Annotated in this window: 24 protein-coding genes and 1 tRNA gene; 6 read left to right on the top strand and 19 right to left on the bottom strand. The window is 70.2% G+C overall.

Annotated elements, in window-relative coordinates; translation table 11 throughout:
* Positions 1-79: 79 nt before the first annotated feature.
* Positions 80-1345, top strand: coding sequence for an aspartate kinase (locus tag ACFYTT_RS26385; protein ID WP_131051618.1), 1266 nt, complete (start codon positions 80-82; stop codon positions 1343-1345).
* Positions 1346-1350: 5 nt separating this feature from the next.
* The gene (locus tag ACFYTT_RS26380; RefSeq protein ID WP_387263084.1) at positions 1351-2412 is read left to right on the top strand and encodes an aspartate-semialdehyde dehydrogenase; all 1062 of its coding nucleotides are present in this window, start codon (positions 1351-1353) and stop codon (positions 2410-2412) included.
* A 9-nt stretch (positions 2413-2421) separates the two neighbouring features.
* Here the strand turns inward: ACFYTT_RS26380 and ACFYTT_RS26375 are convergent, their stop codons facing one another.
* Positions 2422-3795 carry a diguanylate cyclase gene (locus ACFYTT_RS26375; protein ID WP_387263169.1) on the bottom strand — a complete coding sequence of 458 codons (1374 nt, stop codon included), beginning with the start codon at positions 3793-3795 and terminating at the stop codon, positions 2422-2424.
* Positions 3796-4306: 511 nt separating this feature from the next.
* On the opposite strand from ACFYTT_RS26375, the gene ACFYTT_RS26370 reads away from it, so the two are divergent.
* The 3 genes from ACFYTT_RS26370 to ACFYTT_RS26360 all read left to right on the top strand — a co-directional run bounded on the left by ACFYTT_RS26370 (position 4307) and on the right by ACFYTT_RS26360 (position 5491).
* Positions 4307-4765 carry a lamin tail domain-containing protein gene (locus ACFYTT_RS26370; RefSeq protein WP_387263082.1) on the top strand — a complete coding sequence of 153 codons (459 nt, stop codon included), beginning with the start codon at positions 4307-4309 and terminating at the stop codon, positions 4763-4765.
* 170 nt (positions 4766-4935) lie between these two features.
* Entirely contained in the window at positions 4936-5166 is a 231-nt protein-coding gene (locus ACFYTT_RS26365; RefSeq protein ID WP_131051615.1) for a hypothetical protein, read from the top strand.
* 88 nt (positions 5167-5254) lie between these two features.
* Positions 5255-5491, top strand: a complete 237-nt coding sequence (locus tag ACFYTT_RS26360) for a hypothetical protein (RefSeq protein ID WP_176095465.1) — start codon at positions 5255-5257, stop codon at positions 5489-5491.
* Positions 5492-5533: 42 nt separating this feature from the next.
* Here ACFYTT_RS26360 and ACFYTT_RS26355 read toward each other — a convergent pair whose 3' ends face one another.
* From ACFYTT_RS26355 to ACFYTT_RS26270, 18 genes are all read right to left on the bottom strand, one after another.
* Positions 5534-6283 carry an SDR family oxidoreductase gene (locus ACFYTT_RS26355; RefSeq protein WP_131051611.1) on the bottom strand — a complete coding sequence of 250 codons (750 nt, stop codon included), beginning with the start codon at positions 6281-6283 and terminating at the stop codon, positions 5534-5536.
* Positions 6284-6297: 14 nt separating this feature from the next.
* Positions 6298-7551, bottom strand: coding sequence for an ATP-grasp domain-containing protein (locus ACFYTT_RS26350; protein ID WP_387263078.1), 1254 nt, complete (start codon positions 7549-7551; stop codon positions 6298-6300).
* A 22-nt stretch (positions 7552-7573) separates the two neighbouring features.
* Entirely contained in the window at positions 7574-8518 is a 945-nt protein-coding gene (locus ACFYTT_RS26345; RefSeq protein ID WP_176095462.1) for a TauD/TfdA family dioxygenase, read from the bottom strand.
* A gap of 191 nt (positions 8519-8709) precedes the next feature.
* Positions 8710-9519 (bottom strand): GntR family transcriptional regulator, encoded by an 810-nt coding sequence (locus ACFYTT_RS26340; RefSeq protein WP_387263074.1) that lies wholly within the window; start codon positions 9517-9519, stop codon positions 8710-8712.
* Between the two features lie 88 nt (positions 9520-9607).
* Entirely contained in the window at positions 9608-10357 is a 750-nt protein-coding gene (trpA, locus tag ACFYTT_RS26335) for a tryptophan synthase subunit alpha (protein WP_131051607.1), read from the bottom strand.
* A complete protein-coding gene (gene trpB / locus ACFYTT_RS26330) occupies positions 10354-11547 on the bottom strand; it encodes a tryptophan synthase subunit beta (protein ID WP_254876999.1) in 1194 nt (397 codons plus the stop codon). The genes trpA and trpB overlap by 4 nt, the downstream gene beginning before the upstream one ends.
* Positions 11548-11617: 70 nt before the next feature.
* The gene (locus ACFYTT_RS26325; protein ID WP_176095460.1) at positions 11618-12919 is read right to left on the bottom strand and encodes an MFS transporter; all 1302 of its coding nucleotides are present in this window, start codon (positions 12917-12919) and stop codon (positions 11618-11620) included.
* Positions 12916-14160, bottom strand: a complete 1245-nt coding sequence (locus tag ACFYTT_RS26320) for an ATP-grasp domain-containing protein (protein ID WP_387263070.1) — start codon at positions 14158-14160, stop codon at positions 12916-12918. The genes ACFYTT_RS26325 and ACFYTT_RS26320 overlap by 4 nt, the downstream gene beginning before the upstream one ends.
* Positions 14161-14213: 53 nt before the next feature.
* Positions 14214-15248 carry an Inducer of phenazine A gene (locus ACFYTT_RS26315; protein WP_357210091.1) on the bottom strand — a complete coding sequence of 345 codons (1035 nt, stop codon included), beginning with the start codon at positions 15246-15248 and terminating at the stop codon, positions 14214-14216.
* 46 nt (positions 15249-15294) lie between these two features.
* Complete coding sequence (locus tag ACFYTT_RS26310) at positions 15295-16347, bottom strand: LuxR C-terminal-related transcriptional regulator (protein ID WP_387263067.1); 1053 nt, start codon at positions 16345-16347, stop codon at positions 15295-15297.
* A 7-nt stretch (positions 16348-16354) separates the two neighbouring features.
* Entirely contained in the window at positions 16355-17590 is a 1236-nt protein-coding gene (locus ACFYTT_RS26305) for an acetyl-CoA carboxylase biotin carboxylase subunit family protein (RefSeq protein ID WP_176095457.1), read from the bottom strand.
* 124 nt (positions 17591-17714) lie between these two features.
* Entirely contained in the window at positions 17715-18362 is a 648-nt protein-coding gene (locus ACFYTT_RS26300; protein ID WP_131051600.1) for a LysE family translocator, read from the bottom strand.
* A gap of 36 nt (positions 18363-18398) precedes the next feature.
* A complete protein-coding gene (locus tag ACFYTT_RS26295; RefSeq protein WP_161594902.1) occupies positions 18399-18539 on the bottom strand; it encodes a hypothetical protein in 141 nt (46 codons plus the stop codon).
* Between the two features lie 31 nt (positions 18540-18570).
* A complete protein-coding gene (locus tag ACFYTT_RS26290) occupies positions 18571-20406 on the bottom strand; it encodes a carbamoyltransferase (RefSeq protein WP_131051599.1) in 1836 nt (611 codons plus the stop codon).
* Positions 20407-20445: 39 nt separating this feature from the next.
* The gene (locus ACFYTT_RS26285; protein ID WP_176095455.1) at positions 20446-22626 is read right to left on the bottom strand and encodes an iron-containing redox enzyme family protein; all 2181 of its coding nucleotides are present in this window, start codon (positions 22624-22626) and stop codon (positions 20446-20448) included.
* A gap of 266 nt (positions 22627-22892) precedes the next feature.
* Positions 22893-23795 (bottom strand): Inducer of phenazine A, encoded by a 903-nt coding sequence (locus tag ACFYTT_RS26280; protein ID WP_387263063.1) that lies wholly within the window; start codon positions 23793-23795, stop codon positions 22893-22895.
* A 583-nt stretch (positions 23796-24378) separates the two neighbouring features.
* Positions 24379-24452: transfer RNA gene (locus ACFYTT_RS26275), tRNA-Pro, on the bottom strand.
* 67 nt (positions 24453-24519) lie between these two features.
* Entirely contained in the window at positions 24520-25413 is an 894-nt protein-coding gene (locus tag ACFYTT_RS26270) for a metallophosphoesterase (protein WP_131051596.1), read from the bottom strand.
* Between the two features lie 25 nt (positions 25414-25438).
* Between ACFYTT_RS26270 and ACFYTT_RS26265 the strand changes: the two genes are divergently transcribed.
* Positions 25439-25894 carry a GatB/YqeY domain-containing protein gene (locus tag ACFYTT_RS26265; RefSeq protein ID WP_131051595.1) on the top strand — a complete coding sequence of 152 codons (456 nt, stop codon included), beginning with the start codon at positions 25439-25441 and terminating at the stop codon, positions 25892-25894.
* Positions 25895-25982 lie beyond the last annotated feature (88 nt).

Genomic DNA, 25982 nt, shown 5'->3' with positions numbered 1-25982 from the left:
GAGGTCGTCCGACCCGCGCCGCCGGCCCCGGTGCCGGCGGCGTCGGCACGCTCAGGCAACTGGGAGGGAGTGCGCCGTCGTGGCACTCGTGGTGCAGAAGTACGGCGGGTCCTCCGTCGCCAACGCCGAGCGGATCAAGCGGGTGGCCGAACGGATCGTGGCCGCCCGGAAGGCCGGCGACGACGTCGTCGTGGTCGTCTCGGCGATGGGCGACACCACCGACGAGCTGCTCGACCTGGCCAACCAGGTCAGCCCGCTGCCGCCCGGGCGCGAGCTGGACATGCTGCTCACCGCCGGCGAGCGGATCTCGATGGCGCTGCTCGCCATGGCGATCCACAACCTGGGGTACGAAGCCCGCTCGTTCACCGGTTCCCAGGCGGGTGTCATCACCACCTCGGTGCACGGTCGGGCGCGGATCATAGACGTCACCCCGGGGCGGCTCAAGGGTGCGCTGGACGAGGGCGCCGTGGTCATCGTCGCCGGGTTCCAGGGTGTCTCGCAGGACACCAAGGACGTGACGACCCTGGGCCGGGGCGGCTCGGACACCACCGCCGTGGCGCTGGCCGCCGCACTGCACGCGGACGTGTGCGAGATCTACACCGACGTGGACGGCGTCTTCACCGCCGACCCGCGGATCGTCCCCAACGCCCGGCACATCAAGCAGATCACCTACGAGGAGATGCTGGAGCTGGCCGCCTGCGGCGCGAAGGTGCTGCACCTGCGCAGCGTGGAGTACGCCCGCCGGGCGGGACTCCCGATTCACGTCCGCTCGTCATACTCGACCAACACCGGCACGATGGTCATCGGATCGACGGAGGAGCTTCCTGTGGAGCAGGCACTGATCACCGGCGTCGCCCACGATCGCAGCGAGGCCAAGATCACCATCGTCGGCGTGCCCGACGAGCCGGGCGCCGCCGCGCGGATCTTCGACACGGTCGCGGGCGCCGAGATCAACATCGACATGATCGTGCAGAACGTCTCCACCGAGGGCACCGGACGCACCGACATCTCCTTCACCCTGCCGAAGACCGACGGCCCGACCGCGATGGCCGCGCTCAGCAAGATCCAGGAGTCGGTCAACTTCAAGGGCCTGCTCTACGACGACCACGTCGGCAAGGTCTCCCTGATCGGCGCCGGGATGCGCTCGCACCCGGGCGTCGCGGCCGGCTTCTTCGCCGCGCTCGGCCAGGCCGGCGTGAACATCGAGATGATCTCCACCTCGGAGATCCGGGTCTCCGTGGTCTGCCGGGACACCGACCTCGACGCCGCCGTACGCGCCATCCACGAGGCGTTCGACCTCGGTGGTGACACCGAAGCCGTGGTGTACGCGGGAACGGGACGGTAGCGCGGATGGCCGGGCTGCCCACCCTGGCCGTGGTCGGGGCGACGGGCGCTATCGGCACCGTGATGTGTGAACTGCTCACCGGGCGTCGCAACGTCTGGGGTGAGATCCGCCTGCTCGCCTCCGAGCGGTCGGCCGGGCGCAAGGTCCGGTGCCGGGGCGAGGAGCTGACCGTCCAGGCGCTGACCGAGGAGGCGTTCGACGGCGTCGACGTCGCGATGTTCGACGTACCGGACGAGGTCGCCACGCACTGGGCGCCGATCGCGGTACGCCGGGGCGCGATCGTGGTGGACAACTCGGGCGCCTTCCGGATGGCGCCGGACGTCCCGCTGGTGGTGCCGGAGATCAACCCCGAAGAGGTCCAGCACCGCCCCCGGGGCATCGTCGCCAACGCGAACTGCACCACCCTGGCGATGATCGTCGCGGTCGCCCCGCTGCACCGCGAGTACGGCCTGCGCGAGCTGGTGCTCGCCTCGTACCAGTCGGTCTCCGGGGCGGGTCAGCGCGGCGCGGACACGCTGCACGACCAGTTGGCCAAGGTGGCCGGGGACCGGCTGCTCGGTTCGCGTACCGGGGACGTGCGGCAGGCGGTCGGCGACGACCTCGACCCGTTCCCCGCACCCATAGCGCTCAACGTGGTGCCGTGGGCCGGTTCACCGGCCGACGACGGCTGGTCCTCCGAGGAGATGAAGATGCGCGACGAGTCGCGCAAGATCCTCGGTACGCCGCACCTGAAGGTCACCGCCACCTGCGTACGGGTGCCGGTGCTCACCGGTCACTCGGTGGCGGTGCACGCCGTCTTCGGCATCGAGATCAACGCCGAGGGTGCCCGTGGCGTGCTGCGTAACGCCCCCGGTGTGATCGTCGTCGACGACCCGGCGGCCGGGGAGTTCCCGATGCCGATCGACGCGGTCGGCACCGACCCGTCCTGGGTCGGCCGGATTCGTCGTGCCCTCGACGACCCTCGCGCACTGAACTTCTTCGTCACCGGCGACAACCTCCGCAAGGGTGCCGCCCTGAACACCGCCCAGATCGCCGAACTCCTGGCCAAGGAGATCACCCAGCGCTGAGCGTCGTACTCAGGCGGCGGCGAGGCGTACGCCGTCGCGACCCTGCCGTTTCACCGCGTAGAGCGCCTGGTCGGCGCGGCGCAGCGTCATCTCGGGCGACTCGCCCGGCCGGGGCAGGGCGACACCGACGCTGATCGTGCGGCCGATCCGGCGGGCCGCCTCGGTGAGCCGCTCGGCGACCCGGACCGCCTCCTCGGGACGGCTCACCTCGATCACCGCGACGAACTCGTCGCCGCCGACCCGGTACAGCTCGTCGCCCTGGCGCAGCGCGCCCTCCAGCGCCCGGGCCAGGCCGACCAGCACCCGGTCACCGGCCTGGTGCCCGTAGGTGTCGTTGATCGTCTTGAAGCCGTCCACATCGATCGCGAGCAGCGCGGTCCGGCCCGGCGTCGCCGTGGCGATCCGCTGCCCGAACGGGCCGGTGTGCCGCAGCCCCGTCAACGGGTCGGAGCTGGCCTGCTCGCGCAGCCGGTCCAGGGTGCGCAACCGGTCCAGGCAGCTCCACGCCTGACCGGCCAGCAGCTCCATCAGGTTGACCGTGGTGGGGTCGGGACGCAGCAGCCGGTCGTCGGCGACCAGCAGCACCCCGCCGCGTCGGGCCGGACCCACCGGCACCGTGACCAGCGTCCGGACACCGGCGCGGACCAGCGGCTCGTGCTCCACGGTGGGCGGGTGGCCCGCCTCGCCGAGGGTGTAGCCGGCCCCGTAGCGGTGCGCCCGGTCGATGATGCCGCGCAGCGCCTCCGGGCCCGCCTCGGCCAGCTCGGCCCGCATCCGGTTCTCCAGCTCCCCGGGAGCCCCGGTCGGGGCACCGAGCCGTACGCCGCCCCGGCCGCCGAGCACCAGGACGGCCGCGCCGAGCGTGGAGACGTCCCGGGCCGCCCCGATCGCGGCGGTCATCAGGTCCCACTCGGTGCCGGCGGCGGTCATCGCGGCGGCGTGCCGGAGCAGCTTCTCGCTGCGGCTCTCCGTCGGTCCGCCCAGCGCGACGATCCGCGCGCCGAGGCGGGCGGCCACCCGTTCGGCGGTCGTCCGCCACGTGGCGAGGTCGGCGGGGCCGGTCCACTGCACGTCGAGTACGCCGATGACCCGCCCGGCCGGATCCGGCACCGGTACGCACACCTCGGCGGTGACGTCGGGGCGTACCGGGATGTGGTCGGGATCGGTCGTGACGTCCGGGGCGACGACCGCTGCGCCGCCGGTGTAGACCCGACCGACGATCCCGGCGTCCGGCGCGACGGTGGCGAAGACCTGCCAGGAGCCGGTGGCGGCGACGCACCGGAGCCGGTCGTGCACGTGCAGCAGGACGGCGATGGTGGCGGGGGTGTGACGGGCCAGCGAATCGACGGTGGCCTGGCACACCTCGGCGACGGTCGACGCCATCGGCAGGCGGACCGTCACGTCGCGGAGGACTTGCTGATGATCCACTCGCACGTCGTTCCAGGTCGGGTACGCCTCCCGGCGGCACCGGGAGGATGACCAAGCGTACTCACCGGAGACTGGGAGCGAGCTGGACTCGTACACATGTGCTATCCACAGGCTGTGGATGCGGCCTGTGGGCAACGCCCGGACGTCTGCGGCGATGGCAGCAAGACCGCCGGAAAGGACCTGCGGCTTCGGTGCCTCGTCTTGCGGTCCTCGATGTACGTCGAACGCACAGCCGTCGATCATCTTTCGTGCGGTCGGCACGGAACTCCGGTCGAGTCGGCACAACCGGACCGGCGGGTCGGGTCGAGCCGGCTGGACGCTAATCGACAACCGCGTGGCCGTAATCGGCGGCGCGGGTGCGAGTGGGACGCATGTTGCCGTAACTCGTCGTTAACCTCGCTCCGTCACGCGTCGGCGTGACGTTTCCGCGCCGAACGTCGGCGCGCATCCTGTGGGGGTAACACGCATGTCGAGAAGGTTCATCGGGTTGGTGTCCGCGCTCGCCGTGGCGCTCGGCGGTTCGCTGGCCGTCGGTGCCCCGGCGCAGGCCGCCACCCCGGCGATCGAGATCACGAAGGTCTACTACGACTCGCCGGGTACGGACACCCGCTCGAACGCCAGCCTGAACGCCGAGTACGTGAAGCTGACCAACCGGCGCGCCCGCACCATCAACCTGAAGAACTGGACGCTGCGCGACAAGGCCAACCACGTCTACACGTTCAGCGGGGACGTGAAGCTCGCCAAGGGCAAGAGCGTGGTCATCCGCACCGGCAAGGGCACGAACACCGCCAAGAACCGCTACTGGGGCTCGGGCAACTACGTCTGGAACAACAATGGCGACACCGCGTACCTGCGCAACGCCAGCGGCAAGCTGATCGACAAGTGCGCCTGGTCGAAGAAGGGCAAGGGCTACACCGCCTGCTGAACGGGTAACCGTTGATCGGCGCGCGAGCGTTGGGGCGCGCCGAGGGGAATCTCTCGCACGGGCCTGATCCCACCGAGGCGTCGCGGTTCTCGGTGGGATCAGGTTCCGCCCGTGGCCCAAGGGGTCACGGATGACGTGCCTCGTTGGCGGCGAGCCGTAGTCTGAGAGTCGTGCGCCGCCCACGTCTTCGAACGGCACTGCTCGGCCTCGGCTTCCTGCTCTGGCTGGTGGCCGGTCTCGGTCTCTGGTTCGGGTGGTCGGGACGGTACGGGTCCCTGCTCCTGCTGGTCGCCGGCGCACTCGTGCACGGCCCGAACCTGGTGCAGAAGTGGCGGGAACGCAGGTCGAAGTCACCGGAACCGGCGGACCGGGTACTCCGGCACTACCCCAAGTGGTGGTGACCACGTATCGGAGGCACGGGACGTGCCCGCTGGGTTCTGAGTCGACGGACGGACGAGGAGTCCTTGCCGGGTGAGATCTAATGATCTCGTGCCCAAGCTCTTCGACGCCACACTCAGCAACCACCTGCGCTACCCGCTGTGGGTCTTCGCGGTGCCGGTGGTCCTCTTCGCGATCATTCCCACCTGGATTCTGGCCGAGCGTGGCGAGATCTTCGCCGCCGTGCTGGTCGTGCTCGGCTACGTGCAGGCGGTCATGCTGGGGCGGGTTCGTCTCGCGAAGAGTCTTGTCGCTAGGGGGAAGGTGAAACCCGAGGATCTGGGCTGAGTCGCACCGCTCGCGGTGCGACTCAGCACGACGTCCCGTCCGTCAGCTCCCGAAGATCGGCTGACGGTGCACCTTGTGCTGGGCGGCCTGAGCGACCGGCCGGACGACGAGACGATCCACGTTGACGTGGCTGGGCAGTGCCACCGTCAGGGCGATGCACTCGGCGACGTCCTCGGCCACCAGCGGCCGGTCCACGCCCGCGTACACGGAGGCGGCCTTCTCCGCGTCGCCGTTGAACCGGTTGACCGCGAACTCGTCCGTGCGGACCATGCCCGGTGCGATCTCGATGACCCGCACCGGCTCACCGCAGAGTTCCAGCCGAAGCGTCTCGACCAGCGCGTGTTCCGCGTGCTTGGCGGCCGTGTAGGTGCCGCCGGACTCGTAGGTCACGTGCGCGGCCGTCGAGGTGACGGTCACGATGGTCGGTGCGTCGGAGGCGCGGAGCAGCGGCAGCAGCGCCTGGGTCACGTACAGCATGCCCAGGACGTTGATCTCGAAGCTCCGCACCAGGTCGGCCGGCGAGGTGGTGGCCAGCGGGTCGGCACCCACCGCCCCGCCCGCGTTGTTGACCAGAAGGTCGCACCGGTCCAGACCGGCGGCGAGAGCCTGGACGGACGCCTGGTCGGTGACGTCGAGCGCGACGGCCTGCCCACCGATCTCGGCCGCCAGCGCCTCCAGTCGGTCCCACCGGCGGGCCGCCACCACGACGAAGAATCCGTCCTTGGCCAGCCGGCGCGCCGTGGCCGCCCCGATCCCGCTGCTGGCACCCGTCACCACTGCGGTGCGCTTCATGGTGTTCTCCCTCATCAACCGGTGACGAAGTCTATCTTCGCGTTGATCGCCTCGGCCTTGGCGATGGCGTCGAGCGCGTCCGTGCCGGAGGCCAGGATGTAGCCGTTGCTACAGTCCGCGACGGTCAGCAACGGTGCGACCTCGTCGCCGGGGTTCTTGGTGATGACCACGGCGGTGTCCTCGGCGCCCAGCTCGAACAGGTACGGCATGAAGACCCGCGCCGACTCGCCGGGCGGGATCCGGCGTACCGTCGCCGGAATGTCCTCGCTGACGGTGATCGACGTGATCGGCCCCGGCTTCGGGGTCAGGAAGAGGGCGACCGCGCCCCCGATCGGTGCGGGTGATTCGAGCGGAAGCTCGTCGATGCCCAACGGGACCGTCAGGAACATGCGGTTGAGGTCCAGCCCGAAGGCGCGCCGCACCAGTTCCGGCGCGCCACTGCCGGCCAGACGCGCGTGGGATTCGAGCACCCGGGGCCCGTGCGGGGTGAGGACGAACTCGCTGTGCGACGGTCCCTCGGTCACACCGACCGCGTCCAGGAGCTTCGCGGTGAGTTCCCGGAGTTCCGCTAGGTAGGGCACGGCGACCCGGCTCGGCGTGCTGACCTCCCACTCGACGAACCGGTCGTTCATCCGGTATTCGGAGTAGCCGATGGTGAGGTGCCGGCCCCCGAAGGAGAACGAGTCGACGCTCACCACCGGGCCGGAGAGGAACTCCTCGGCCATCGGCGCGGTGATACCGGCGGCGGCCAGCTCCGACATGGCCTCGGCCACCTGCTCCGGGGTCTCGACCTCCTTGATGTGCAGGCTCGCCGCACCGTCGATCGGCTTGAGGACGATCTTCCCGCCGATCTGCTCCAGGAACGCGACCGCCTCCTGGACCGAGTTGACCACCTGGTAGCGGACGTTCTCCACGTCGGCCTTGGCCAGGCACTCCCGGGTGAGGGACTTGTCCTTGAGCGCGCGGGCGGTGAACTCGGTGACGCCCGGCAGGCCGAACATGTCCACGACGTAGCCCGACGAGATCGCGGCGACCTCGGTCGTGGTCATCACGCGGTCGAACGGGCGCTCGGCGTGCAGCGGGCTGAGCGCGGCGTGGATGGCCGGGCCGTCGTCCAGCGGAGCGTGGACGACCCGCTCGGTGTGGGCCAGGATGGACGGCTCGTACTTGCCCTCCTCGTGCACCAGCACGACGTCGATGCCGAGTTCCTTGGCGCCGTGGATCGGCGCGGGCATACCGCCGATGACGGCGACGCGATACTTGCCCATGGTCATCCTCCTGGTGTCCGGGTCAGCTTGCGTAGCAGCGGCGCAGCCAGCGGGCGGTGTCCGCCGGGCCGGGTCGGAACGCCCGACGGCGGTGCAGCACCCGGTAGTTGTCGAAGATCAGGAAATCGCCGGACCGCAGCACGAACGCCTCGGACCGCGCCTGGTCGAGGGCCCGCACCCAGCTGTCGAGGGCGGCACTCGCGGCCGGCGTGTTCGCGGCGACCGTGCCCCGGTCGAACCGCGCCCGTGTTCCCTCGTAGCTCTGCTCCAGCAGGGCGGTGTCCCGCAGCGGTGCCGTCTCGTCGTTCGAGGCGGGCGGGCCGACGGTGAACTGGGCCGACTGCAACTCCCGCACGGTGGTCTCGTCCAGCGCGGCCACGGCCTCCTCGATGGCGAGCACCTCGGTCGGCACCTGCTCGTCGTTGCGGACCGCATAGAAGCTGAGGTAGCGCGGGACGTACCGGCGCGGGTCGACGCCCCTGCCGCCGAAGGGGAGGTGCGGGTTGTCGGTGTGCCAGGAGAACTCGGAATCCGCCCCCCAGGAACTGGTGGTTCCCGCCGCCGCCGGGTTCGGGGCGACGTTGCGGATGTACTTGCCGGCGTTCTCGTAGTCGACCGCGAACGGCGTCAGCGAGAGCAGTTGCAGCAGCCCGAAGTGCAGGGCGTTGGTCACGGCCATCGCGGGTTCGTCGGTGAAGCCGTCACGTGGCGTGGCCGGGAACTCCTGCTGCGGCAGGTTGCCGATGGTCAGCACGTGCGAGCCGGTGGCCGGAAAGAACGTCAGTGCCTGGAGGATCTCGCCGGGCAGGTGGGTCTGCAGGGCGTGGGCACCGATTCCGGCGAGGATCGCCTCGTGGGCGTCCGAATCCAGCTCGATGTCGCAGACAGCGGCCGTGAGCTCCTTGTCGAGCAGGTCACGGGTCCGGTCGTTCAGATGGTGACGGGCCACCCGGAGTGCACGGGTCATGAACGGCTCCGATCATGAGGGTTCGCCGCGAATCCCCAACTCGCGGTCGGATCGGGTGCGACGCCCAGTCGTCGTGCACCCGAGACCTCACGATGCCGGACGGCGACAGCGGGTAACAACGCCGTCACGGAGGCCAGAAGTGGCCAGACACCTTGCTGCCGTCGCCCGCTGCGGGCAGGAAGCGGACCGCCCTACGGCGCGTCGCCGCCGGGACGTCCGTCGCCCGGCAGGACCGGGGAGCGTACGGCACCCCACCGGACCGACAACCGGGTCGCCGCGCGCTCGGCACGGATCTCCATGGCGTCGCCGACGACCACCGCCCGGTCCACCACCACGGCGGTCCCGTCCAGGGCGATCGTCGTCCGTTCGCTGACGAGGACCGGGCTGCCGACGGGCTGGCGCAGATGCCCGGCGGCCGGCGCGGCGAGGAGAGACGGGACGATCCGTTCCGAGGCCCGCAGGATGGCGACACCGGCGTCGGCCAGCGCGGCGTAGAGCGACGTCCGGGCGAAGTCGCGGTCCCGGATCGTCGCCGCGTACGGCGGGCGGACCCAGGAGACCTGGTGGATGGCGGGACGGCCGTTCAGCAGGCGCAGCCGTTCCAGCCGCAGGGCCCGCTCGCCGCCACCGTCGCCGAACCGGTCGACCACCCAGGCCGGCGGTCGGCGCATCGCACCGGACACCACCTGGGTGAGCACGTCGTGGCCCTGCTCGCGGAGGTCCTCGGTGAAGCTGCGCAGCGTGTCCACCCGATAGGCGGCCTGGACCGGTGTGACGTAGGTGCCCCGCCCGGCCTGCTGGACGATGAGTCCCTCGTCGGACAGCTCCTGGAGGGCCTGACGCAACGTCATCAGCGTGACGCCGTAGTGGGCGCTCAGGTCCCGCTGCGCCGGCAGCGCCTCGCCCGGCTCGTACTCGCCCTGCCGGATCCGGGCCGCCAGGTCGGCCGCGATCTGCCGGTAGCGCGCGGTCGGTCGCCCACCCGCCGTCGCCTCACCCATGGGTGTCTCCCGTCCCTGCGGCCGTGCCGGTGCCCAGTGTGGCCCACGGTCCGTGACCGGCCGCACCGGGCACCCGCCCGGCTCGCGGTCACCCGGGAACCGCTGCGCCCACCCCGTCCAACGCCGCGCGGAACTCCGCGACCACGGCTCCGACCTCAGCGGGGTCCGCGCCGTCGAGGACCATCCGCATCAGTGCCGAGGCGACCACGACACCGTCGGCGGCCTCGGCCGCCTCCACCGCGTGCGCGGGCCGGGAGATGCCGAAGCCGAGCAGCACCGGCAGGTCGGTCAGGGCCCGCAGGTCGCGGGCGAGCCGGGCGGCGTCCTCGGCGAGTCGGTCGCGCTCGCCGGTGGTGCCCATCACCGAGACGGCGTAGACGAAGCGGCGACTGCGCCGCGCGATGGCGGCCAGCCGAGGGCCGGGGGTGGTGGGCGCGGCGAGCAGCACCAGGTCGACACCGGCCGCCGTGGCGCTGGCCGCCAGGTCGTCCACCTCGTCGATCGGCACGTCGGGCACGATCAGCCCGCTGACCCCGGCCGCCGCGAGGTCCGCGCAGAACGACGGCGCGTGCATCACCAGGTTGTAGTACGTCATGGCGATCAGTGGTACGTCGACGTCCACCCCGGCGAGGTCGTCGAGGATCGACCGGACCGTGGCCCCCTGTTGCAGGGCGCGGTAGGACGCCTGTTGGATCGTCGGCCCGTCGAGGATCGGGTCGGAGAAGGGGAGCCCGATCTCGATCATGTCCGCGCCGCTGCGGGCGTACGCCTCGACGTACCCGGTCCAGTCGGGCCGGATGCCCCCGGTCACGTACGGGACCAGCAGCTTGCCGTTCATGCGGTCTCCCGGATGGTGTGGATGTCCTTGTCGCCACGGCCGGAGAGCGCGACCAGCACGGTGCTGAACGGCGGCAGCTCGCCGCTCTCCGCGGCGCGGATCACCCAGGCGATGGCGTGGGCCGATTCCAGGGCGGGCAGGATCCCCTCGGTGCGGGCCAGCCGCCGGACCGCCGGGATGACCTCGGCGTCGTTGACGGTGACGTACCGCGCCCGGCCGGAGTCGTTGAGGAAGGCGTGCTCCGGGCCCACGCCCGGGTAGTCGAGCCCGGCCGCGATCGAGTGCGCCTCGCTGACCTGGCCGTGCTCGTCCTGGAGGACATACGAGCGGAACCCGTGCAGCACGCCGACCCGGCCGAACGCGACCGCCGCCCCACCCTCGGCCTCCACGCCGACGAGTCGGGCCGGGGTGTCGACGAAGCCGGCGAACGTGCCGGCGGCGTTCGAGCCACCGCCGATGCAGGCCACCACGTAGTCGGGCACGCCGGTCCGTAGTTCGGCGGCGCACTGTGCGCGCGCCTCCTCGCCGATGACCCGCTGCAACTCCCGCACGATCCACGGGTACGGGTGCGGGCCCATGACCGAGCCGATGCAGTAGTGGGTGTCGTCGACCCGGGTGACCCACTGCCGCAGCGCCTCGCTGGTGGCGTCCTTCAGGGTGCGGCTGCCGCCGGTGACCGGAACGACCTCGGCACCGAGCAGCTCCATCCGGAACACGTTCAGCGCCTGGCGCTCGACGTCCTTGGCCCCCATGTAGACGGTCGCCTGGAGGCCGAGCAGCGCGGCGGCGGTGGCCGTGGCGACGCCGTGCTGGCCGGCGCCGGTCTCGGCGATCAACCTCGTCTTGCCCATCCGGCGCGCCAGCAGGGCCTGACCGAGCACATTGTTGATCTTGTGTGAGCCGGTGTGGGCCAGGTCCTCGCGTTTCAGCAGCACGTTGATGCCGAGTTCCTCGGAGAGCCGCCAGGCCGGCGTGAGCGCGGTAGGGCGGCCGGCGTGCACCGCGAGCAGCCGGTCGAGGTCGCGGCGGAAGCGCTGGTCCGCCCACGCCTCCCGGAACGCCGCCTCCAGCTCGGTGCAGGCGGGGATCAGCGACTCGGGGACGAAACGACCCCCGTGCCCGCCGAATCTGCCGCGCTCGCCGGGATCGGCCATGACGCTGCCGTTGGGCAGCACGGTCAGGTCGGTCACGTGGACTCCCACTGTTCTAGAACTGTTGGAGTCAGGATGACACACCCGGCGGGCCCGACGGAAGCCCGCCTCATCGGGAACCGACGCCGTCCGGGTCGCGTCGACGCTCCCGGCGTCCGGGCCGGGTGCTGCTCCGATCCGTACCCGGGTCGTCGTCGCCCGGGTCGCCACGCATGGTCCGCAGCGGCGAGAAGTAGACCGGCAGGACGGCGACCAGGCTGAGTCCGGCCCCCACCCACAGGGCCTCCCGGAGCCCGACGCGTTCCCCGAGGAACCCGCCGAGGAACGAGCCGATCGGCATGGCCCCGAAGATGAGGAAGCGGATGGTGGCGTTCATCCGGCCCTGCAACTCCTGCGGACACAGTTGCTGGCGTATCGCCATGCTGTTCACGTTGTTGATGACCAGGCCGGTGGAGACCAACGCGTTGCCCGCCCCGGCGAGCCAGAGACGCCAGTCGGCGTCGGCGAGCGGCACGACCAGACCGGAGACGCCGGCCACCGCCATACCCACCCAGACCGCCGGCCCCGGGCCGATCCGGGCGCTGACCCGCCGGACGAGGAACGCCCCGACCAGCCCGCCCAGTCCGCCGACGGCGAACCACAGTCCCACCGTTCCCGGCGCGATGCGCAGCTGCTGGGCGAGCAGCACCACCACCGCCGTTCCGGTGACGAACACCCCGAGGTTGAACAGGGCACCCGAGACGGCGAGCGCGCGCAGGGACCGGTGCCCGAAGACGAACGACAGCCCCTGCCGGATCTCCCGAACCAGGTGGCGGTCGGTGCCGCGCGCGGGAACGGACTCCCGCATCCGGATCCGGCAGAGCACCACCGCCGAGGTCAGGTAGCCGCCCGCGACGGTGAGCACCGCGAGCGGCGCCCCCAGCCACTGGATCAGGTAGCCGCCGAGCGTGGGACCGCCGACCTGGGCCACCGACCGGGTGCTCTCCAGCTTCGCGTTGCCCTCGACCAACTGCCCGCGTTCGAGCAGCAGCGGCAGGTAGCTCACGTACGCCGTCTCGAACAGCAGCGTCCCCACGCTCACCCCCAGCGCGACCACGTACAACTGGGTCAGGGAGAGCACCCCCAGGTAGGCCGCCACCGGCACCCACGCCAACAGCAGACCCCGCCCGAGGTTCGCCACGATCATGACGGGACGCTTGCGCCGCCGATCCACCCACGCCCCGGCGGGCAGGCCGACCACGAGGAACGCCACGGTCTGGAACGTCGCCAGCAGTCCGGCCTCGAACGCGGTCGCGTCCAGGGCCAGGATCGCCACCAGGGGCAGGCCGACCCGGCTGAAGTGCGCGCCGAACTGCCCCAGGGTCTGCGTGGTCCACAGCAGCCGGAAGTCGTGATGCCGCAGGAGGGTCACGTGTGGAACTGGATCTGCTGGTCGACCAGGACACAGGTGGCGATCGCCGAGTCGGCGTCCGCGCCGGTGGCCAGCACGTACCCGGAGCTGCAGTCCGCGAGCGTCTGGATCGGGGTGATCACGTCGCCCGGGTTCTTGTGCACGACCGCGCCGACCGGGACGTCGACCAACTCGCCGAGCAGCGGGAGGTACACGTCGGCCATCTCGCCGGGCGGGACCCGCTTGACCACCGCCGGGATGTCCTCGGCGACTGTGACGGCGCGGATCTCCCCGGGCTCGGGCCGCAGGAACCGGATGGCGGCACCCGCCGTGGGCTGCGGAGACTCGGCGGACAGCGCGTCGATGCCGAGCGGCACCGTCAGCCACATCCGGGCCAGGTCCAGGCCGTAGGCCCGGCGGACCAGCTCGGGGATGGCGTGCCCACCCATCCGGGCGTGCGACTCCAGCACCCGCGGACCCCGGTCGGTCAGGACGAACTCGCTGTGCGAAGGGCCCTCGGTGAGTTCGACCGCGTCCAGCAGGCGCACGGTGAGGTCCCGAAGCTCCTCCAGGTACGGCACGACGAGCCGGCTCGGCACGCTGACCTGCCACTCCACGTGGTACGAGTTGACCAGGTACTCGGAGTAGCCGACGGGCAGGTGCCGACCGCCGAAGGAGAACGACTCCACGCTCACCACCGGGCCGACGAGGAACTCCTCGGCGAGCACCGAGGTGTTGCCGGCCTCGGTGTGCACGCGCCAGGCGTGGCCCAGCTCGGCCGCGTCCGCCACCCGCAGGATGTTCCGGCTGGCGGCACCGTCGACCGGTTTGAGGACGACCGGACCGCCGACCTCCGCGAGGAAGTCGTTCGCCTCGCGTTCGGTGCGCACCACGCGGTAGCGGACCGGGCTCAGGTCGTACTTGGCGAGCCGCTCGCGCATCAGCGCCTTGTCCTTGAGCAGGCGGGCGGTCTTCTCCGAGGTCCCGGGCAGGCCCAGGCCGTCCACCACGTGTCCGGTGGGCACACCCCACGGCTCGGAGACGGTCAGCACCCGGTCGAAGGGGCGTTCGTCGTGCAGCGGGCGCAGCACGTCGAGCATCGCCTCGCCGTCGGCCAGCGGCGCGTGCACGATCCGCTCGCAGTGCTGCCGGATCGACTCCTCGTACTGCCCCGGTTGATGCACCAGGACGACGTCGACGCCCAGGTCCTTGGCTCCCTTGATCGGGGCGGGACGACCACCGATCACGGCTACTCTAAACATCAGTCGCGCACCTTCTCGTGGGATGGAACGGCTGCCCGGTCATCGCAGCCGGCTCAGGAGAGGCCGAGCTGCTCGGCGAGCAGCGCGGCGACGATGTCGTTGCCCTCGTCGGTCAGGTGGGCCCGGTCGACGTACAGCCAGGACCGGTCGGTCACGGCCGCGCGCAGGACCGGGTTGAGGTTCACGAAGCGGACGCCCTGCCGCTCGCAGGCCGGTGCCAGCGCGTCGGCGTACCGCTGCCCGGCCGCCACCGAGGAGACGTCGCCGTAGAGGGCCTCCCAGGTGCCCAGCTTGGAGATCCGGTCCAGCTCGTCGAAGATCAGCTTCTCCTCCGGCGCGGGCTCGGCCCGCAGCCAGGTGGCCATCGGCTGCAACACGAAGGAGACCCGGGCGCCGGTGGCGGCGGCGAGCACCTGCCAGCTCGCGAGATGCCTGCCGACCAGGTCGACCGCGCTGGCGATCGCCTCGTCGAGTTCCGGACGGACCTCGTCCGGCGACGGCCAGGAGGGGACGGTCGGCTTGGCCCGGCGACCGAAACCACGCGACGTCTTGCGGTGCCGGGCCCGGACCTCCTCCATCTGTTCGAAGAACTCGCCGCAGAAGTAGAACGGACCCTGGTCGGCGCGGTGCATCTCGACCAGCCGGGACATCACCAGCGTGTTGAAACCGCTCAGGATGACGATCTCCTCGACCGGCGGCAGCAGGTGCCGGTAGAGCAGGAACAACAGCAGTTCCTGGGTCGAGTTGTAGCAGTGGCCGGCATAGGTGAGCCACGGACGGGACGAGGCGTGCTTCGTCCACAACCGCGACGCCATCGTGGCCGCGTCGCTGGTGGAGCCGTACCCGAGCGGGACGGAACCGCCGACCAGCAGGCGGACCGGCCCCTCGGGCAGGGTGCTACCGACCGAGGCCTGCTCGTCGACACCGTGGGAGATACGGAAGCCGAGCCGGTCGGTGTTGATCGCCTCCGACCGGTAGTCCGGCCGGTTGAAGTACATCAGGTACGGGAGGTACTGCGTCTCCCCACGGGACGCGAAGTCGTCGTACTGCAGCATCTGCGGCGTCAGGATCTCGCGCTGGAGTTTCACGTCGTCGGTTCTCCTTGTCGGATGGGGGTGGAGAGAGGCGGAGGGGTCACCAGAGCGGGCTGATGTCGGTCCGGCTGGACTGGTCGGAGTCCGCCACCTCGTCGGCGAGGATCCCGAGCTGAGCGATCCTGATGCCGGCCTGGAACCGGCTCGACACCTGGAGACCCTTGAGGATCGAGGAGATGTGCCGTCGGCAGGTCCGCAGCGCCATGCCCAGCCGGTTGGCGATGGCCTCGTCCTTGAGCCCGGCGGCCATCAGTCGGAGGATCGCCATCCTGGTGCCCAGCGACACCTCGTCCATCTGGTCCTCGGCGAGTTCGAGCGGGACCGCGTTGGCCCAGAGGTGCGTGAACGTGCGGTGCAGGTACTCCACCACCAGGTCGTCGGAGATGACGGCGGCAGCGTGATCCGCACCCGGTGCGTCGACCGGAACGAACGCCACCCGTCGGTCGAAGATGATCAGACGTTCGAAACTCGCCGCCGTGGTGCGGATGCCACCGCCGTACGCCGCGACCGCCTTGGCCCGGGCCGTGAGACCCGGGTTCGCGCGGGCGGTGTGGTGGTACACGAACTGGCAGCGGAGCCCGCGTACGAAGATCGAGGTCACCGACGCCTCCGAGGCGCTGAACTGGTCCGTCGACCGTGGACCTCCCGGACGCAGCGAGAGGATCTCGGTGGCGCAGCGCAGGATCGCCGAGTCGATCTCGTCACGGATCGCCTTCTCGCCCTGGACGACCCGTACGCCCTCGTGCTGCCTGCCGTTCTCGGCCAGCCGTCGGCCGATCGACTGGAGCACCCGGCTGTTGGCGGCCATCGCCTGTTCCCGCTCGCGGATCTCGTCGGTGAGCGGTGCGTTGAGGATGCTCAGGGCGACATCGGGATGCACTGCGGTCAGGCCGCCGTCCTCGTCGCGGGAGAGCAGCCGGCGTCGGACCAGGTTCTCGCAGGCGTGTGCCCACTCGCCCCGGCTGATGCCGGTCTCCGGCGGCGGGCGGTCGGCGTACAGCCGACTGCCCAGCACCGCATGTTCGTACGCGGCGGACTCGACGCTGTCGAGGGGGCCACGCTGCTGGTGGAGGTAGGACAAGGAGGTGCTCATCGTGGCGTCAGCGTGCCGACGGCAGGTCCGACCGGCTGGGCACGCACTCCAACCAGAGTTGGCCCGCCGTACGCCGGATGGCCTTCTCCACGTCGTCGGTGGCCGCACCGGAGAACCGGAACCGCGCGCCGACGTGCTCGTAGCCGCCGGCCTTGGGGATCTCGGTGCCGACGGCCGGGATGACCCGGGCGTAGGGCCACTCGGCCGCCGGCAGGTCGAGTTCCGCGACGGTGATCCGGCAGGGCGCGGGCACCGGCGTCGGCACCAGCAGCCAACCGCCGACCCGCTGATCGCTGATCTGCCGCACGATCGGGTTGCGGCCGAGCTGGATGTGGATCGCCGCTTCCATCAGGTCGACGCCGTGCACCTCGCGCCAGACGAACGGGATCTCGGCGCCACCCACCCGGGAGCCCGCCTCCAGGAAGTTGATCCGGACGGTGCCGTCGGCCTCGGTGCCGACGAACGCCTCCATGTGGAACACCCACGGTGCGTCACCGAAGGCGGCGCAGGCGTCGGCGAGGAACCCGCCGAGCGGACCGAGCAGGTCGGCGTCGTCCACCTCGACCGAACCGAGCACGTCCCCGGCGGCGAACTCCATGCAGGTGTTCACGTAGCGCGACGCCCGCCAGGGACCCAGTTCGGCACCGGTCCACAGGCCGTCGATGTGGAAGACCTGGTCCGGGCAGAAGGTCTGCACCATCCGGGGTTCGGGCGGCAACCGGTCGAGTGTGACCAGGTCGTCGACCGAGTTCAGCCGCAGCACGTCCCGGCTGGCCGTGCCCCGACGGGGTTTGACGATCAACGGCCAGCCGTGGGAGTCGGCGAAGCGTACGACGGCCTGGGTGTCCGGTGCGTCGGCGAACGCCGGGATGGCGACGCCGCCGCGCACGACGGTCTCCGCCATGACCAGTTTGTCGCGGAACCGGGCCAGCCGGTCGGGACGGTCACCGGCCACCCCCAGGTGGGCGCGTAGCTCGGCCGCCGTGTCCAGGTCACCCTCGTTGAGGGCGACGATCCGTTCCGGGACGCCGAATCGCGCGATCAACCCGTCGGCGGCGGCGCTCACCAGATCCAGGCGGTCGGTGGCGGCGACGAGCGCCACGGCCGCGGCCGACGCGGGTACGGCGGCCGTGGCCAGTTCGGTGCAGACGTACGTGACGTGGTGCAGGTCGTGGTCGAGGTATTCCGCGTATCCCGCATAGTGATCGCGCCAGCGGTGAATGATCAGAATGTGCGGCTTCATCGGGGCGTGCTCCTCGCCTTTCCGTCGATCCCACGATTCGAATGGGTGGCGAGTTCGCCACCGTTCACGTAGTCAGGAAGTCGCTCAGCGGCACGCAGTAATTGCCCGACGTTGCCGGAATCGACTATTGCGGTACCGATGCCTCCGTCCGGTCGAAGGCCATGCTCGCCGCGAGACCGATCAGGACGGTGCCCATCATGTAGCGCTGGGCCCGCAGCCAGGCTGGCTTCCGGGCGAGGAAGGCGGCGACCGAACCCGCGGTGAGCACGATGAGGCAGTTGACGGTCAGTGCCACCGTGATCTGGATCAGCCCCAGGGAGAGGCTCTGCGTCGCGATGTCGCCCTTGGCCGGGTCGACGAACTGCGGGAGGAGTGACACGTACAGCACTGCGATCTTGGGGTTGAGCAGGTTGGTCATCAGGCCCATCGTGAACAGCTTCCGGGTCCCGTCGACGGGCAGGTCCTTGGGCGCGAAGGCCGACTGGCCACCGGGCTTGAGGGCGTTCCACGCGAGCCACAGCAGGTAGCACGCGCCCGCGATCTTGATCGTCGTGTAGAGCGCGGGCACCAGCGCGAACACCGCCGAGACACCGGTCACCGCGGCGAGCAGGTAGACGAAGAAGCCGACGGCGACCCCGAGCAGGGAGACCAGGCCGGCCGGGCGGCCCTGGGTGATCGACCGGGACACCAGATAGATCATGTTCGGCCCCGGGGTGAGCACCATTGCCAGGGCGACAGCGGCGATGCCGAGCCCTGCGTTGACGTCGATCACGTCTTTTCTCCTGCTTCGGATAATGGGCAGCCGAAATCACAGCGGCCGTTCGTGGAAATCCCAGTAGGTGCTCAGCTCCGGCTGCAGTTTTCGGCGCAGCGGGTCGCGAAACACCCGGAAGAATATACCAACCGGAACGAATATCAGAAGATAGGCCAGGATCCACAGAAGTTTCATGATCAACCCTCGTCGGTGCGGAATCGGTCGGTCAGTCCAGGGCGATCTCGTCGCGCCAGTCGCCCTGCTCCCGCCATACGGGCTGATCGGCCTTGTGCAGGAGGAAGTTGCCCATGGCGAGCAGGTCGATGTTGGTCCGCATGAAGCACTGGTAGGCATCGTGCGGAGTGGCGACGATCGGCTCGCCCCGGACGTTGAACGAGGTGTTCACCAGCACCGGGCAGCCGGTGATCTGCTTGAACGAGGTCAGCAGCCGGTGGTAGGTCGGATTGGACCGTGCCGTGACCGTCTGCACCCGCGCCGAGTGGTCCACATGGGTCACCGCCGGGATCGTGGAACGGTGCACCTTCAGCCGGTCCAGGCCGGTGGCCGCCGCCGACTCCGACACCGCCCGGCGCTGCCGCCCGGCGACCGGCGCCACGAGCAGCATGTACGGGCTCTCCTGGGCCAGGTCGAAGTACTCCTCGACGTCCTCGGCCAGGACCGACGGCGCGAACGGCCGGAACGACTCCCGAAACTTGATCTTCAAGTTCATCGTCGACTGCATGTCGACGTCGCGCGGGTCACCGATGATCGACCTGGCGCCCAGAGCCCGGGGCCCGAACTCCATCCGGCCCTGGAACCAGCCGACGATCTTGCCGGAGGCCAACTCCTCCGCCACGTGTTTGGCGATGGCGTCCTCGGCCAGCCGGGTGTACGGCACACCCAGACCGTCCAGGAAACGGGCGATCTCCTCGTCGTCGAACGCGGGACCGAGCAGGGCGGAGGACATGCCGTCGCCGCCCTCGGCGAGGTGCGCGCGCGGCGCACCCCACTCCGTCGCCACCATCAGGGCGGCACCCAACGCGCCACCGGCGTCACCGGCGGCGGGTTGCACCCACACCGAGTCGAAGAGGCGCTCCCGGACGACCTTGCCGTTGGCCACGCAGTTCAGTGCCACGCCGCCGGCCAGACACAGGTTGGTCTCCCCGGTCAGCTCGCGGGCGGTCCGCGCCAGCCGGGTCACCACCTCCTCGGTCACCAGCTGCACCGAGGCGGCCAGGTCGAACTCGCGTTCGGTCAGCGGGCTCTCCGGCTCGCGCCGGGGGCCACCGAACAACCGCTCGAACCCACGGCCGGTCATCACGCGACCGCGCAGGAACTCGAAGTTGCGCATGTTCAGCCGGAACGAACCGTCGTCCTTGACGTCGATCAGGTGCTGCCGGATCACGTCCGCGTAGCGCGGCACACCGTACGGGGCCAGCCCCATGAGCTTGTACTCGCCCGAGTCGACCTTGAACCCGCAGAAGTAGGTGAAGGCCGAGTAGAGCATGCCCAACGAGTGCGGGTACCGGATCTCCGCCACCTGACGCAGCTCGCTGCCCCGACCGTGCCACAGGGTGGTGGTCGCCCACTCGCCGACACCGTCGATGCAGAGCACCGCCGCCGACTCGTACGGGCTGGGCAGGAACGCGGAGGCGGCGTGCGACTCGTGGTGCCGTCGTACGCTGATCTCCGGCACCTCGGCCGACCCCAGCGCGGCCAACGACCGGCGTACCTCTCCGATCGTGTCGCGCTTCCAGGACATCCACTCCGGCAGGACCCTGGTGAACGCCTCCAGCGAGAACGGAGCCGATCCGGCGAAACTCGTCAGCACCCGGCCGAACTTCAGCTCCGGGTCCTCGTAGTAGGCGACGGCGTCCACGTCGCGCAGCGTGACGCCGCCCTCGGCCAGGCAGTACCGGACGGCCTCGGTCGGAAAGGCCGGGTCGTGGCGCTTACGGGTGAACCGCTCCTCCTGGGCGGCCGCGATGGGCGTGCCGTCCCGCACCAGCACCGCCGCGCTGTCGTGGTAGTAGGCGGACAACCCCAGAACCAGCTTTCCCACGGGCGTTCCCCTCGGTTGTGGGTGTGGGCGGGTGGACGGTCAGATGGCGGCGAGTGACCTGCTGGCCCTGCGGGCGCGGCGAAACGCCCGTCGAGCCAGCAGACCCGTCGGCGGGTTGAGCGAGCGGAAGCCGGTGCGTACCCGGTCCCAGACCTCGGTGACCGCCTGCGCGCCGTGGGACACCGGCAGCGAGGCGAGATAGGTGTCGACGGCATCGGCGGCCCAGGCGGAATGCCCGGTGGCGACGTTGTCGATGGTGTTGTGGATGTCCACGAACTTCGTGGAGAAGCCGTAGCTCTTCAACGCCTGACGTGCCCGGCGGTACGTCCCGCCCACGCCGGACAGCTCCATGGCCAGGTTCAACCCGAGGATCTCCGGCAGGAACGTACGCGGAAAGCGCCCGATGCTGAGCCAGTACACCGGCAGCTCGAAGGACTCGTCCCGGAATCCGTCCCACTCGGCGAACTCCCGCGACGCGGTCGGCGGCACCCGGACGTCCATCTCGGCGAGCACTTCCCGATAGATCAACGGGTGGTTCATCCGTGGCACGCCGTTGCCGAGCTCGTCCCAGTAGGTCTCGAACAGGAAGTAGCCCTGCTCCGACGCCGCGTGCTCGTAGTCGGTGAACCCCTGGAGCCAGGCACCGTCGATCAACGTCAACGGGGCCAGCTGCACGGTGGAGTCGACGAGATCCTCCCGGGACGGCATCGGCGCGCCGGCCGACTCCTCGAAGTCACGCCCCTGCCGGTCGTGCTGCTCGACGAGCCAGGGCCGCAGCCCCTCCCGGCCCCACACGTCGGGCAGGCGCTGCGGGTCGGAGGCCATGTTGTGCCGGGACCGCGCCAGCCAGCCCCGCACGTAGTCGACGGCGAACCGGCGGACGGCAGGGGTGTCCGTCCGCTGCTGGAGGAGGTGGTACGCCTCCCGGACGTCGACGGGCTCCCGGTCGTTCGCGACCGGACCGGCCGTGACCGGGGCCAGCAGCTCCGGGGAGACCGTGTGCACGTCGTGGACCGGTCCGGGGTGATCGCGCACCGGCTGCCCGGTGGGGAGCGAGTCGATCCACCGGCGGATGACGACCAGATCGGCCGGGGAGAACACCCGGAACATCGGGCCCCGTTCCCCGACGAGGCCGTTGACCAGCGGACTCTGTGCGGAGCGGCCCGGTTTGACCAGACGGCTGGCGGCCAGCTCGGCCAGCAACCCGCGCGGATCCGTCCGAGCCTCCTCCAACCAGTTCGACAGCGAACGGTCCCCGACGGTGAAGTCCCGGTGGTAGACGGCGCCCTCGCGGGCCCGATGGCGGAGCAGCTCGGCCATCTCGTACGCCGGGTCGAGGGCCTCCTCCAACTCGGCGAAGAGGCTCCTGCTCCACCTGTCCAGCACGGTGAGCGCCCACCGGAAACCGTCGCGTACCCGGGCCAGCTCCCCGTCGTCGAACCCGTGCTCGACGACGTCCAGGCAGAGCTCCAACCCGGTACGCGCCGCGCCGTCCCGGCCGGCGGACGGATCGATCGCGCTCCACTCCACGAGCTGCGGATGCGCCTGACGTACCAGCCGCAACGCGGGCAGTAGCCCGACCGTCCGCAGGCACAGGTCGGCGCCGATGATCTCGGGGCGGAAGTCGGCCGGTCTCCTGCTCATGGCCAGCAGCATCGCGGGCAGATAGAAGTGGTGGTCGGCCACCCGAGGGTCGTGCACCAGCCGGGCCACCGGCACCGCGTGCTCGGAGAGGTGCAGGTGCCGGAGCAGGGTCAGGTAGACGCTGCCCCGGGAGTCCTGCGGCCGGCCGACGCCGACGTCCGACGCGTACAGGGTCAGGATGCGCAGTGTGGTCGCGTCGTCCGCGTTGCCCGGCGCACTCTGCCACTGCAACCAGGCGCCCGACCGCAGCGCGAGCGGTGCCACCGCGAGCGCGGTGCGGCGGACGAGGGACTCGGTGGCCGGTGGAGCCGAGGCCGTCGCGCCCAACTCCTCGAACCGGCGGGACTCGGCGGTCGACCAGCGCACCGCCTCGTCCCGGAGCACGTCCAACGGGGTCGGCGACGACTCGCGATCTGCCACGTCACTGATCTCGGCCCGCAGCCGTGTCACGAACGGGTCGCCGGGAAAGGAGGTCTCGGGGTCGACCGCGATGACGAAGAGCTCGCGGGACCGGGCCTGCTGATCAAGCGGTCGGGCCGTATGTCGACCTGACTGACCGACTTCTTTCGTTGACACTGCCAGCTCCTGGCTCTATTCGTGTCTGGTATCCCGAAACAATGTGGTAACCAAATGTGTGCGGAATCTGGACGGCACGGATGGCCCGCGCGACGAACGTGCCATTCGTCGTGACGGGAAAGGTGTCGCCGTCTTCGCAGAAGCTAGAACATGGGGTAGATCGAGGCGTCGTTCTTCGGCTTCTTCTTGCGACCGAAGATCTTGTTAAGAATTCTGCGCACCACGTTCATCTTTCTGCCCTCACCTGAGTCGGACCCGTGTCGGTCCTAGGACGAGAAATTCAACTGTTCGGCCAACAGCCGGGCCACCAGGTCTAACCCGTGGTCGGTCATGTGGGCCCGGTTGACAAACAGCCAGCTGTCGTCCTTGACGCTGGTCGCGAGGAGGGGGTTGATGTCCAGAAACCCGACGTCGATCTTCTCGCAGCCCAGTTGCAGCAGCTCCGCATATCTGCGGACCGATTCCCGGGTGGCGATGTCGCCGAACAACTCCCAGAAGTTCGAGATCTTGTCCAGCTCGTCGAAGAGGCACTTCTCCGGTGGCGCGGCCGTCTCGCGTACCCAGGTTGCCAGCGGTTGCAGCACGAACGTGATCCTGGTGTCGGTCGCGGCGGCGAGTTGCTTCCACGACTCCAGGTGCCGCACGGTCAGCGCGGCGGCGTCCGCGATGCGTACCTCCAGCGGGCGGACCGGTTCGTCGCCGCCGTTCGACGAGGTGCCGGAGCCGAAGGGATGCGTCCGGTGCTGGGACCTGAGCTTGTCCATCTGGCCGAAGAAGTCACCGCAGTTGAAGAACGCGCCGTCGTCGCCGCGCTGGGCGGCGGGTAGGCGCGCCAGGGCCAGGTTGTTGAGCCCGGACACGATCACGATCTCCTCCACCGGCGGCAGCAGATGCCGGTAGAAGAGGAAGAGCAGCAGCTCCTGGGCCGAGGAATGGCTGCGTCCCGCGAAGTTCAACCAGGGCAGCGACGGTGCGTGGGCGGTCCACAGTCGCGAGGCGAGTGTCGCCTGGTCGCAGGTGGCTCCGATGCCCATCGCCATGGAACTGCCGGCCAACAACCGGATCGGGCCGTCGGCCGGCTCCCCGCCCGCCGAGGCGTACCCGTCGGCGCCGTGCGAGATGCGAAAACCGAGACGATCCGTATTGATGACGGGAGAGCGGTAGTGCACGCGGTGAAAATGCATCACATAGGACATCCAGCGAGCCTGGCCGCGCTGGTCGAAATCATCGTAAACAAGCATCTGCGGGGTCAACTCGGAGCGCGCCGAGCTTGGACAACGCACTGTTCCCCCCATTGGAAATTATCAGCCGGGGTCCCCAAACCATCTACGGCCGTTGTTGCGTGAGTACGGTAACACGCTCAGTGGTGGAGGAAAAAGGGTCGACCCCAGGAATTATCGCCTGTCTGGTTTATCCTGGCTTGAGTGGAGGATTACCGAACCAGCAAACATTGAACTGATCTCAGCGACTTTGCGCGTAGGTATTTGTGTTCGAACGAGGTGCCCAGATTGTGGTGGCGGCCGTGCCGAGTGAGGTCAGGCGGCCTTTTGGGCGTTCTCGGACTGTAGTGCACCACGCCCGTTCTCGGGGGGTGGGACGCGGGGGGGGGGCGATGCGAGGCCCGGAGCGTTCGACCGAATGGTGTGCACTGTCCGACCGGCCGGCCCACGGGTGCGCCCCCGTGCAGGACCGCTGCCCTGCACACGAGTGAGGCCCTGACCGGCGAGAATGCCGGTCAGGGCCTCACATCTGTCGGGGTGGCCGGATTCGAACCGACGACCTCTTCGTCCCGAACGAAGCGCGCTACCAAGCTGCGCCACACCCCGAGGCGTGCGGACAAATACTAGCCCACCCGCCCCGGGGGTCAAACTCGGTACCCCCGGGGCCGGAGGGTCAGCGGGGGATGAGGGTGAGCAGGGTGGCCTCGGGCGGGCAGGCGAACCGGACCGGGGCGGTCGGATGGGTACCGAGGCCGGCGGAGACGTGCAGCCAGGAGTCCGAGCCGGGCCAGCGGTGCAGGCCCTTGGCCATCGACCGGGGCAGCCCGCAGTTGGTCACCAGCGCGCCCACACCCGGTACGCACACCTGGCCGCCGTGGGTGTGCCCGGCGAGCAGCAGCCCGAAGCCGTCGGCGGCCATCTCGTCGAGCAGCGCCGGTTCGGGGGAGTGGGTCAGGGCGATGGAGAGATCGGCCGAGGCGGAGACCGGACCGGCCACCGAGGGGTAGTCGTCGCGTTCGATGTGCGGGTCGTCCACGCCGGCCATGTCGATCGTCCGGCCACCGGCCTTGAGCGTCACCCGCCGGTTGTTCAGGTCGGTCCAGCCCGCCCCGCTGAAGACGTCGCGCAGCTCCTCGTAGGGCAGCTCGACGCCCTCGGTGTACTCCCGGTCGGGCAGGAAGTAGCTGAACGGGTTCTTCAGCACCGGCCCGGTGTAGTCGTTGGAGCCGAAGACGAAGGCACCCGGGTAGTCGAGCAGCGGTTGCAGCGCCCGCAGGACACCCGGCACCGCCCCCGGGTGGGCCATGTTGTCACCGGTGACCACGACCAGGTCGGGGTCGAGGGCGGCCAACGAGGCCACCCAGTTCTGCTTGCGTACCTGGTTGGGGGTCATGTGCAGGTCGGAGAGGTGCAGGACGCGCAGCGGCTCGGTGCCGGTCGGCAGCACCGGGACGTCGAAGCGCCGGAGGGTGAACATGTTGCGCTCGACGAGGGACGCGTACGCCAGGGCGGCGGCGCCCGTCGCGACGGTGGCGGTCGCGAGCCGGAATAGTGTGCGCTTTCGCATGCCGATCAGGGTAGTTTGGGCGACCATGAGCACGCTGAAGGACCGCCTCACCGCCGACATGCGCGCCGCCCTCAAGGCCCGCGACGAGCTGACCACCTCCACCCTGCGGATGGCTCTGGCCGCCGTGGGCACGGCCGAGGTCTCCGGCAAGGCCAAGCGTGAGCTCAGCGACGACGAGGTGCTGGGCGTGCTGACCAAGGAGGCCAAGAAGCGCCGCGAGGCGGCCACCGCCTTCGCCGACGCGGGTCGCGCCGAGCAGTCCGCCAAGGAGACCGCCGAGGGCGAGGTGCTGGAGCGCTACCTGCCGAAGCAGCTCTCCGACGCCGAGCTGACCGAGCTTGTCGCGGGGGCACTCGCCGGGGGCGGGTTCACCGGCAAGGCACAGATGGGCCCGGCCATGAAGGCGGCCCAGGCTGCGACGGCCGGCCGGGCCGAGGGCGGTCGGGTTGCCGCCGAGGTACGCCGACAGCTCGGTCTCTGACACGTCACCGGCCGGTACGCCCCGGACGCGGCGCTACCGCTGATCACTCCCGACGACGCGGAACGGGCGGGCATCCCTCTCCAGGGTT

The sequence above is a fragment of the Micromonospora sp. NPDC003816 genome (assembly GCF_042874705.1).
In the GTDB taxonomy this organism is placed as follows: Bacteria; Actinomycetota; Actinomycetes; order Mycobacteriales; family Micromonosporaceae; genus Micromonospora.
This window is presented reverse-complemented; position numbering and strand designations above follow the sequence as displayed.

Bases quoted from the DNA above. Each gene is read 5' to 3' on its own strand.
- trpA (WP_131051607.1), bottom strand. From the start codon at position 10,357: ATGAACGGCAAGCTGCTGGTCCCGTACGTGACCGGGGGCATCCGGCCC.
- ACFYTT_RS26310 (WP_387263067.1), bottom strand. From the start codon at position 16,347: ATGAGCACCTCCTTGTCCTACCTCCACCAGCAGCGTGGCCCCCTCGAC.
- ACFYTT_RS26295 (WP_161594902.1), bottom strand. From the start codon at position 18,539: ATGAAACTTCTGTGGATCCTGGCCTATCTTCTGATATTCGTTCCGGTT.
- ACFYTT_RS26340 (WP_387263074.1), bottom strand. From the start codon at position 9,519: ATGGGTGAGGCGACGGCGGGTGGGCGACCGACCGCGCGCTACCGGCAG.
- ACFYTT_RS26265 (WP_131051595.1), top strand. From the start codon at position 25,439: ATGAGCACGCTGAAGGACCGCCTCACCGCCGACATGCGCGCCGCCCTC.
- ACFYTT_RS26270 (WP_131051596.1), bottom strand. From the start codon at position 25,413: ATGCGAAAGCGCACACTATTCCGGCTCGCGACCGCCACCGTCGCGACG.
- ACFYTT_RS26380 (WP_387263084.1), top strand. From the start codon at position 1,351: ATGGCCGGGCTGCCCACCCTGGCCGTGGTCGGGGCGACGGGCGCTATC.
- ACFYTT_RS26320 (WP_387263070.1), bottom strand. From the start codon at position 14,160: ATGTTTAGAGTAGCCGTGATCGGTGGTCGTCCCGCCCCGATCAAGGGA.
- ACFYTT_RS26370 (WP_387263082.1), top strand. From the start codon at position 4,307: ATGTCGAGAAGGTTCATCGGGTTGGTGTCCGCGCTCGCCGTGGCGCTC.
- ACFYTT_RS26375 (WP_387263169.1), bottom strand. From the start codon at position 3,795: ATGGCGTCGACCGTCGCCGAGGTGTGCCAGGCCACCGTCGATTCGCTG.
- ACFYTT_RS26305 (WP_176095457.1), bottom strand. From the start codon at position 17,590: ATGAAGCCGCACATTCTGATCATTCACCGCTGGCGCGATCACTATGCG.
- ACFYTT_RS26350 (WP_387263078.1), bottom strand. From the start codon at position 7,551: ATGGGCAAGTATCGCGTCGCCGTCATCGGCGGTATGCCCGCGCCGATC.
- ACFYTT_RS26355 (WP_131051611.1), bottom strand. From the start codon at position 6,283: ATGAAGCGCACCGCAGTGGTGACGGGTGCCAGCAGCGGGATCGGGGCG.
- ACFYTT_RS26345 (WP_176095462.1), bottom strand. From the start codon at position 8,518: ATGACCCGTGCACTCCGGGTGGCCCGTCACCATCTGAACGACCGGACC.